At 68.1% G+C, this 992-nt stretch carries 1 protein-coding gene; it reads left to right on the top strand.

The window, feature by feature from the left end; translation table 11 throughout:
* Nucleotides 1-37: 37 nt before the first annotated feature.
* On the top strand, nucleotides 38-961 hold the full coding sequence (locus tag Mgrana_RS16630; RefSeq protein ID WP_240631421.1) for an ABC transporter ATP-binding protein: 924 nt from the start codon (nucleotides 38-40) through the stop codon (nucleotides 959-961).
* Nucleotides 962-992 lie beyond the last annotated feature (31 nt).

A 992-nucleotide genomic window follows, 5' to 3' on the forward strand; every position in this document is an offset into this window, starting at 1 on the left:
GCCCCGCCCAGACGCCGCCGCGATTCGGTTTGAGCGGGTGGTCAAGCGCTACGACCGCTTCGAGGCCCTGAAGGGGGTGAGCCTCGAGGTGACCGCCGGGCAACTGGTGGCGCTTCTGGGGCCCTCGGGATGCGGCAAGACCACCCTGCTGCGCACGGTTAATCGGCTGGTTGAGCCCAGCGAGGGCACGGTCTACCTGGGAGGGCGGGACGTGCGGGGGCTCGACGAGGTCGAGCTACGCCGAGGCATCGGCTATGTGATCCAGAGCATTGGGCTCTTCCCGCATATGACCGTGTTGGAGAACGTCATGGTGGTGCCGCGATTGCTGGGTTGGAACAAAACCCGACGGGAGCCTCGAGCGCGGGAGATGCTCGCCCTGGTGGGCCTCGAGCCGGCCCTCTACGCCCACCGTTACCCCCGCCAGCTTTCCGGCGGGCAGGCCCAGCGGGTCGGCTTGGCCCGAGCCCTGGCCGCCGACCCTCCGGTGCTCCTGATGGATGAGCCCTTTGCGGCGGTGGATCCCCCCACCCGGGAGCGCCTCCAGGACGAGTTCTTGCGGCTGCAGGCCGAGCTCCAGAAGACCGTGTTGTTCGTGACCCACGACCTGGAAGAAGCGGTCAAGCTCGCCGACCGTATCGGCCTGATGAACATGGGCCAGATCGAGCAGTACGACCCCCCTAGCGAGCTGTTGGGGCATCCTAAAACCGAGTTCGTGCGGGGGTTTCTGGGGCCTGCGCGTACCCTGTTGCGGCTCTCGAGGCTCCCCCTCGAGGGGCTGATCGAGCCGCTGGGGCCAAGATCCCCGGCGGTGCAGATCCCCCAGACGGCCATGGCCAGAGAGGCTTTCTCCTCCCTTCTGGCCCACGGGGGGCGAGAGCTGGGGGTGACCGATGGGAACGGGCAGGTGATCGGGGTGGTGCGGCTGGAAACCCTTCTGCAAGCCGCCTCGGAGGAAGGGTGACCCTTCGGGGGCAAAGGGCGGGGGTCTGGGG

It is taken from the genome of Meiothermus granaticius NBRC 107808 (assembly GCF_003574355.1).
In the GTDB taxonomy this organism is placed as follows: Bacteria; Deinococcota; Deinococci; order Deinococcales; family Thermaceae; genus Meiothermus; species Meiothermus granaticius.